7 protein-coding genes are annotated in these 7,603 nt (G+C 75.8%); 4 read left to right on the forward strand and 3 right to left on the reverse strand.

The features are described from left to right. Positions 1-5 precede the first annotated feature (5 nt). A complete protein-coding gene (locus ABD363_RS20505; RefSeq protein ID WP_344605640.1) occupies positions 6-782 on the reverse strand; it encodes a MerR family transcriptional regulator in 777 nt (258 codons plus the stop codon). Between the two features lie 46 nt (positions 783-828). On the opposite strand from ABD363_RS20505, the gene ABD363_RS20510 reads away from it, so the two are divergent. Beyond that, positions 829-1,314, forward strand: a complete 486-nt coding sequence (locus ABD363_RS20510; RefSeq protein WP_344605660.1) for a DUF6194 family protein — start codon at positions 829-831, stop codon at positions 1,312-1,314. Between the two features lie 180 nt (positions 1,315-1,494). Here the strand turns inward: ABD363_RS20510 and ABD363_RS20515 are convergent, their stop codons facing one another. Next, the gene (locus tag ABD363_RS20515; RefSeq protein WP_344605662.1) at positions 1,495-2,580 is read right to left on the reverse strand and encodes a PP2C family protein-serine/threonine phosphatase; all 1,086 of its coding nucleotides are present in this window, start codon (positions 2,578-2,580) and stop codon (positions 1,495-1,497) included. A gap of 237 nt (positions 2,581-2,817) precedes the next feature. Between ABD363_RS20515 and ABD363_RS20520 the strand changes: the two genes are divergently transcribed. The 3 genes from ABD363_RS20520 to ABD363_RS20530 all read left to right on the forward strand — a co-directional run bounded on the left by ABD363_RS20520 (position 2,818) and on the right by ABD363_RS20530 (position 5,635). Then, a complete protein-coding gene (locus ABD363_RS20520) occupies positions 2,818-3,279 on the forward strand; it encodes a hypothetical protein (protein ID WP_344605642.1) in 462 nt (153 codons plus the stop codon). A 314-nt stretch (positions 3,280-3,593) separates the two neighbouring features. Then, complete coding sequence (locus ABD363_RS20525; RefSeq protein ID WP_344605644.1) at positions 3,594-4,499, forward strand: hypothetical protein; 906 nt, start codon at positions 3,594-3,596, stop codon at positions 4,497-4,499. 125 nt (positions 4,500-4,624) lie between these two features. Beyond that, positions 4,625-5,635 (forward strand): endonuclease/exonuclease/phosphatase family protein, encoded by a 1,011-nt coding sequence (locus tag ABD363_RS20530; protein ID WP_344605646.1) that lies wholly within the window; start codon positions 4,625-4,627, stop codon positions 5,633-5,635. A gap of 124 nt (positions 5,636-5,759) precedes the next feature. Here ABD363_RS20530 and ABD363_RS20535 read toward each other — a convergent pair. Continuing rightward, positions 5,760-7,603 (reverse strand): PhoX family protein (locus ABD363_RS20535; RefSeq protein ID WP_344605648.1); only part of this gene is annotated, 1,844 nt, incomplete at its 5' end.

Consider the following 7,603-nt stretch of genomic DNA (forward strand, 5'->3'; position numbering starts at 1 on the left):
GCACGTCAGCCGGCGGGGCGGTCCGGGCCCGGCGGGGAGGACGCCGGTTCCTGAACGGATGTGATCACGGCTGCCAGGTCCGCGCCCGCGCGGAGGAGCGCCACGGCCCGTGCCGCGATCCGGTCGAGACGTCGCCGCAGGATGCGCTGGGCCTCCTCGGGCCCGCCGAACCGGTGCAGGGAGTCCATGATCTCGCGCACCGCGGGAATGCCGTAGCCGGCGCCGCGCAGGGCCACGACGATCCTGGCCGCTCCGATCGCCGGAGGGCCGTAGCGACGTGCTCGCAGTGACGTCACCCGCTCGGGGGTGACGAGTCCTTCCTGCTCCCAGAACCGCAGGGTCGAGGGGCGCACGCCGAGCGCTCCGGCGAGTTCCGTGATCGTCATCGCGTCGCTCTCCCGCCCGGCCCCGGGGACGTCCGCCTCGGCCCGGATCGCCCGCACCGCTCGCTGAGCGCGCAGCGCCTCGTCCCGCTCCCGCGCGAGCCGGACGTGCACCGCGTTGATCGCCGCGGCCGCCGTCGTGATCGTCTCCGTTCGCAGTTCCGCGAGCATCCGCCGGGCCTCGACGGGTCCGACGGCGGCGGCGAGCCCTCGATAGGCGCGCAGGGCGTGCACGTGGACCGGCGTGTAGCAGCGGTGGCCGTTGCCCGACCGGGCGGCCGGGGGGATGACCCCCAGCCGCTCCAGGTCGCGCACCTGCTGCAGCGAGTAGCCCGACGCCCTGGCGACGTCGACCGTTCTCAGCGGTGCCCGTCGCGAACCGCTCACCGGCCCGGTCATCGCCAACCCCACACAAGCACTTGAAGGTGATGCTCGAACCATGAGTATGGAGCAGATCATCGCGACCGTGCGGGGCTTCGACGGCGCGCTCGTGGTCGTCCCGGCGCCGGGCGGCGACTTCCCCGAGGCGGCGTGGGGGGACGCGTTCTTCTACTACGCCCCGGACGGGCGGATGCCCCGGAACGTCCAGCCCTACGGGACGATCGTCACCAAGGACCAGCCCGGCGACGACGCCTCCGACCTCGACCCTCCGGGCCGCTGGCGGGTGAACGTCCACGTCGACCGTGCGACGTTCCGGGACCTCATCGGGGAGGAGCCGCGCGCCCTCGGCCGCCGCCGCGACTACGCGGCCGCCGACCGTGTGCTGCCGCATCCGGTCTACGGCGCGCTCGGCTGGATCTGCGTCGTCAATCCCGGTGCGCGGACGGCCGGCACGGTCGTGCGGCTCCTGCGCGACGCCCACGACGCCGCCCGTGCCCGGTTCGAGCGGCGTCGTGGGCCGGGAGCGGGAGAGCCGCCGCGGAGCGGCTGACGCCGTTCCGGTGCGAGCGGCGCCGCCGGGCACGAAGCCGGCCGCCGCGAGCCGCCGCACCCGAGCCGCACGCGCCGTGCCCGGCGGCGCCGCTCGCACCGGCGCCGAGCCGCACGGAGCCGCTCCCGCCCGCCTCCCGCCGCTCGGCCGCCCCCGCGGGAACCGGCGCGCCGCCGGCGACTACACGCGTCGCACCGCGAACACCGTCGTGTCGTCGGCCAGCCGGCCGCCGCAGTGGCGGAGCGTGCCGTCCCGGACGAAGGCGACCAGGCGGCGGGGGTCGGCGAGCCGCGGATCGGCCGCGAGTGCCCGGGCCACCTCGTCCGTCAGCGGGTAGAACAGCCCGTCGCGGTCCCGGGCCTCGGTCACCCCGTCCGTCACCAGCAGCAGCGTCTCGCCGGCGCCGAGCCGCACCCGCCGCGGCGTGGGCGGTCCGGGCGCGAACTCCCCCAGCCCGAGCGGCAGCCCGTCCCCGGCCGGCAGGTGCCGCACCCCGTCCGGTCCGACCACCAGCGGCGGTTCGTGGCCGAACAGCAGCACGTCCACCGCGTCCGGCGGGACCTCGGGGAACCCCAGCAGCACGGCCGTCGCGAACCGGTCGCCGTCGGCCCGCCCCAGGGCCGCCGTGTGCGCCCGGTGCCGCACCATCCGCACTTCCAGCCGCGCGGCGACCGTCGTGAGGTCCGCCTCGTGGTAGCCGGCCTCCCGGAACGCGCCGAGCAGCGCGGCCGCCGCCTCCACCGCGCCCAGGCCCTTGCCCTGCACGTCGCCGACGAGGACGCGGGTGCCGTGCGGCCCGGGCTGGACGTCGTAGAAGTCGCCGCCGACCCGGGCCTCGGTGTCCGCGGCGAGGTAGACCGCGGCGTGGTCCAGGCCGCCCCAGCCCGGCGGCAGCGGGCGCAGCACGGTGCGCCGGGTGGTGTCGGCGACGTCCCGCATGTGCAGCATCCGCCGCTGGCCGCGCACCCGGACCGCGCAGGCCAGCGTGGCGAGGACGCCGCCCACGGTGACGAGGATGAAGTCGGGCAGCCCGGTCTGGTACTGGTGCGGCCAGGAGGTGTCCACGAGGACGTACGCGGCGACCGAGAGGACCGCGAACGCGGCCGTCCCCCACACCCCGCAGATCGTGGCGGCGATGCCGGGCACCAGCACGATCCAGGAGATGATCCGGAACTCGCCCGTGGTGTTGTAGTCCACCACCGTGATCCCGGCGAGCAGCAGCAGCGGCGGCGCCCAGGCGACACTGCGGCCGCGCACCCGCAGCAGCGGCTGCCGGTACCGGACGTCCTCCCGGCCGGCGGGCCCGCCGGGAGCCGGTCGGCCGGGCGGCTGCCGGTACCGGCCGTCGGCCGGTCTCAGGACGCGACCCCTCACGGCCCCAGCGAAACACGCCCCCGTACGGCCCGCATCCGGATCCCGGACGCCGCCCGCCGCGCCGACTTGCCGCCCACCGCCCCCAGGTGTGCCCTGGTAGGCGGGGCGAGGAGAGAGAGGAGCGCTCTCATGACGCACGCGGCATCCACGCCCGGCGGAATGCGCACGACGAGCCCGCCGGCCCGGACCGGTACGCCCGACGTCTTCAGCGAGCGGGTCCACAGGATCGCGCAGTGGGCGCTGCCCGCCGTGATCGGGCTCGCCTACGGCTGCTGGGCCGCGACCAACCGGCGCAGCGGCGCGCCGGTCACCGGCTGGAACCTGCTGTTCGGCTTCGCGACCGCGGTCGCGTTCATGGTGCTGTACATCGCCGTACGGGCCGTGGCCCGGCGACTGAAACGCGAACTCCGCGCACTGCTCTGGTCCGTCTTCGCCGGCGCCTCGATCGGTTTCCTGTGCTCCCAGGCCAGCGTGTCCGTACTGGAGACCGCGGCGGTGTCGCTGGCCGTCGCGGCGGGCCTCTTCCTGATGTTGATCTACCACTACTACACGCGCAAGGGGGAGGCGGAGAACCAGGAAGGCCCCACGTAGGCCCCCGCCGACCCGGACCGCCCGCCGGTCCGGGCCGCACACCGCCCCGGGCCGGGCAGGGGACCCCTGCCCGGCGCCGTGAGCGCGCGGTGCGGCCGGGGTCCGCGGGGCCGAAGCGGTGCCCGTGATCGGCGCCTTCCCCGTCCCGGCAACCACCCGTCCGGGCGAATCCGCCGCCACAGCGGAGAAACCGCAGGTCACCGTTGCCACATCGGGCTGCGGAGGCGCTCGGCCGGCCGGTGGCGCACGCCCGTCCGGGCGCGTCCGCGGTCGCTCGACTCGCCCGCCCGGCCCGCAGGCCCTTGCCTGGAAGGGTGTCCGCACGTCTCCGCAACGGCCTGTCGGCCCTGCTGATCGCCCTGTCCTGCCTGCTCGTGCCGCTCGGCGCGCTGGCGGCCTGGGCGGCGTACGGGCTGGCCGACACCGGCCGGTACGTCACCGCCCTGGCACCGTTGTCCACCGACCCGGACGTGCGCGACGCGGTCGCGGACACGGTGGGGACCCGCCTCCTGCGGGAGGCCGGCGCCGGCCGGCCGCTGCCGGACGCCGTGCGGCCCTTCGTACGGGACGCGGCCCGCTCGTTCACCCGGACGGAGGCGTTCCGCGCCGGGTGGGACGCGGCGAACCGGGCCGTCCACGACGCGGTGCTGCGCCGGCTGCGGGACGAGCGCGCGGCCGGGGGCCCGGTCACCGTCGACCTGGCGCCGGTCACCGCCCGGGTCAAGGACCGGCTCGCCCGCGACCACGTGCCGCTGGCGCGGCGCATCCCCGTCGAGCACACCGCGATCGCCGTCCTGCCCGCCCGGGACGCGGAGCGGCTGCGCACGGGCTACCGCGTGCTCGAGGTCGCCGCCCGCTGGCTGCCGGCCGCGACCGTGGTGTTCGCGGCCGCCGGGATCGCGGTGGCCGCCTGCCGCCGCCGCGCGGTCGCGGCCGCCGGGCTCGGCACGGCCCTGGGCGGCGCGCTGCTCGCCCTCGCCGTCGCGGTCGGCCGCCGCCTGACCCTCGCCGACCTGGCCGGGGAGATCGGCCGCCCCGCCGCGGGCGCCGTCTACGACGCCCTGACGGCCACCCTGCGCACGGTGTCCTGGCTGCTGGTCGTGCTCGGCCTGGCGGTCGCCCTGCTCTCCTGGCTCACCGCCCGCCCCGGCCCCTTCGCGCACCGTCGCCGCCCCGGCTCCCCGGATCCCGGCTCCCGGCCGGCCCGCGCCCGGCCGTGACGCCGGGCCCCGGCTCCCGCGGTGCCGCCCCGGGGCCGGGGCCGGTCCGAGGGCAACTTTCCGCCCGTACGCGCCGTCTTTGAGGGAGGATTCCGGGCAGATCATCCGAGACGGGGAGGCCGGGCGTGGACACAGCGGCTGCCGAGCGGACCGCGACCGGTGACGCGCGCGAGCGGCGGGGCGGGCGGGGGACCCGGCGGCGGGCCGGGATCCGGTGCGCCGGACTGCTGTTCGCCGCGGTGAGCGTGGTCGTCGGCTTCCGGGCCGCCGACAGCGACGGCGTCACGCCCGTACCGCAGCTGCTGGCCTTCCTGCCGTGGCTGCTCGTGCCGGCCGGCCTCGGGCTGCTGCTCACGCTGCTCGCCCGGTGGTGGGCGGGGGCGGGGTGGGGGGTGGTCCTGCTGGCGCTGCTGGCGTGGTTCGCCGAACCGTACGGCACGGCCGGCGCGCCCGGCGGACGGCCCGTGGCCGAGCTGCGGGTGCTGACCTCGAACGTCGAGTTCGGGCAGGGCACCGGTTCCCTCGTCGCCGCGGTACGGCGCGAGGAACCGGACCTCGTCTTCGTCCAGGAGTGCGAGTACACGTGCGACGCGGCGCTGCGGCGGGACCTCGCGGACGCCTACCCCCACCGGCGGGCCGTGGCGGGCGGCGGCTCCGAGGGCTCCGTCGTCCTCAGCCGCTTCCCGCTGCGCGGCACCGACGGCGTCCCCGGCACCATGGGCATGCCCGGCGCCGTGGCCGACGTGCGCGGACACGCCGTACGGCTCCAGCTCGCGCACCCGATGCCGCCGCTGCCCGGCCAGGTGGACCTCTGGCGCGGTGAACTGGCCGCCCTGCGCGACTTCGCCGCCGGGGACCGGGACACCCCGACGATCCTGGCCGGCGACTTCAACGCCTCCCAGGACCACGCCGCCTTCCGCCGCGTCCTCGACACCGGCCTGCGCGACGCGGCCCGCCTGGCCGGCGCCGGCCGGACGGCCACCTGGCCGGCGCCGATCGCCCCGGCGTTCGGCGCCCAGATCGACCACGTGCTGGTGTCCGAGGAGTTCTCGGCCCGCCGCGCCCGCTTCCTGGACCTGGCGCACACCGACCACCGGTCCCTGGTCGTCGACCTGACGCTGCACCTGCGGAGCTGACGCGACGAGGGGCGCCACGGCCTCGCGCGGCCGTGACGCCCCTCCGGGCAGCCCTTTCAGGCGATCAGTCGGTCCCCCGGCCGGCGGACCGGCCGGCCGGCCGGTCCGCCGAGGCGGCGGGCGGTCAGGCGCCGATGTCGCGGCCGTCCGCGCGCCACACCGCGACGACCGCCGGGCGGACGTACTTGCCGGGGCCGTCGGGCCAGGTGCTGGCCGGCTTGTCCACGGTCGCGCCGTCGACCTCGCCCGGGTGCTGCACGGCGACCAGCACACGCCGGTCCTGGATGATCGGGCCGCAGGTCTCGGCACCGGTCGGCACGGTCAGGAACTGCTTCAGCTCACCGCGCCGCTCACCGCGCGTGGCGACGCCGAAGAGGCCGTCGTGCGAGCCGAGCTGGGCGCCGTCGGTGGAGATCCACAGGTTGCCGTACGGGTCGAAGGCCACGTTGTCCGGGCAGGAGATCGGGCTGACCTTGTCCTTCGGGAAGCCCGCGAAGTACGTCGCCGGGTCGTTCGGGTCGCCGGCGACCAGGAACAGCGACCAGGCGAACTTCGTGCTCTCCGGCCGGTTCCAGCGCTCGGTCAGCTCCAGGACGTGCCCGTGCTTGTTGGCGTTGCGCGGGTTGGCCTCGTCCGCCTTGGCGTTCGAGCCGACCCCGCGGTTGGTGTTGTTGGTGAGGGCGACGTACACCTTGCCGGTGACCGGGGAGGGCTCGATGTCCTCGGGGCGGTCCATCTTCGTGGCGCCCACCTTGTCGCCGGCGAGCCGCGTGAAGACGAACACCTCCTCGGCGGTCATGCCCTCGACGTGGCTGACGGCGCCGTCGGCGGTGGCGGTGGCCAGCGGGATCCACTCGCCGCTGCCGTCGAACTCGCCGTCGTTCGGCAGCTTGCCCGTGCCGTCGATCTCGATGGCCGGGGAGTCCCCGGTCAGCTTGGCGACGTACAGCGTGCCCTCGTCGAGCAGCGACAGGTTGTGCTCGCGGACCGCGCGGGAGTTGCCCTTCTTCATCCGCTTGCTGCTGACGAACTTGTAGAAGTAGTCGAACCGCTCGTCGTCACCGGAGTACACGACCGGCCGGCCGTCGTGGGTGAGCCGCACGGTCGCGGCCTCGTGCTTGAAGCGGCCCAGGGCGGTGTGCTTGCGCGGGGTGGACGTCGGGTCGTACGGGTCGAACTCGACGACGTACCCGAAGCGGTGCACCTCGTTCGGCTCCTGGGCGACGTCGAACCGCTTGTCGAAACGCTCCCACTTGCGCTCGGTGGCGCCGGTGCCGATCCCGTAGCGCTTGTCCGTCGGGCGGCTGCTGTTGGCGAAGTACTGGTTGAAGTTCTCCTCGCCGTGCAGGGTGGTGCCCCACGGGGTGACACCGCCCGAGCAGTTGTTGAGGGTGCCGAGCACCTTGGTGCCGGTCGGGTCGGCGGAGGTCTTGAGCAGGTCGGAGCCGGCGGCCGGGCCGGTGAGCCGGAACGCGGTGGTGGCGGTGACCCGGCGGTTGAGGTGATGGCGCGGCACGGCGGTCAGCCTGCCGGTCCTGCGGTCCTCCTCGACCACGACGGCGGACAGCCCGTGCGCGGCCCAGGCGATCTCCACCTGCTCGCGGGTCGGGTTGGCGGCGTCGTAGCCGCGGAACATCAGGACCTCGTCGGTGTACTCGTGGTTGGCCACGAGCAGCTGCCGGTTCCGCTCGCCGGGCAGCGGCAGCAGGGCGAGGAAGTCGCAGTTGTAGCCGAACTGCCCGGCCTGCGCCTCGGCCGTCTGCTTCTCCGGGTCGAAGGCGGGCGCCCCGCGCAGGATGGGCTCGCCCCAGCGGATCACGACGTTCTGCTTGTACCCGTCGGGCACGACGACGGCGTCGGTGGTGTTGGGCGCGACGGGCGTGAAGCGCAGCCCCCGCGCACCCTTCTGCTTGCCGGACGCGGCCGTGCGGAACACGGTCGCGGAGGGCGAGGCGCTGGTCTTCCAGG

The organism is Streptomyces glaucus (assembly GCF_039533365.1).
GTDB classification, from domain to species: Bacteria; Actinomycetota; Actinomycetes; order Streptomycetales; family Streptomycetaceae; genus Streptomyces; species Streptomyces glaucus.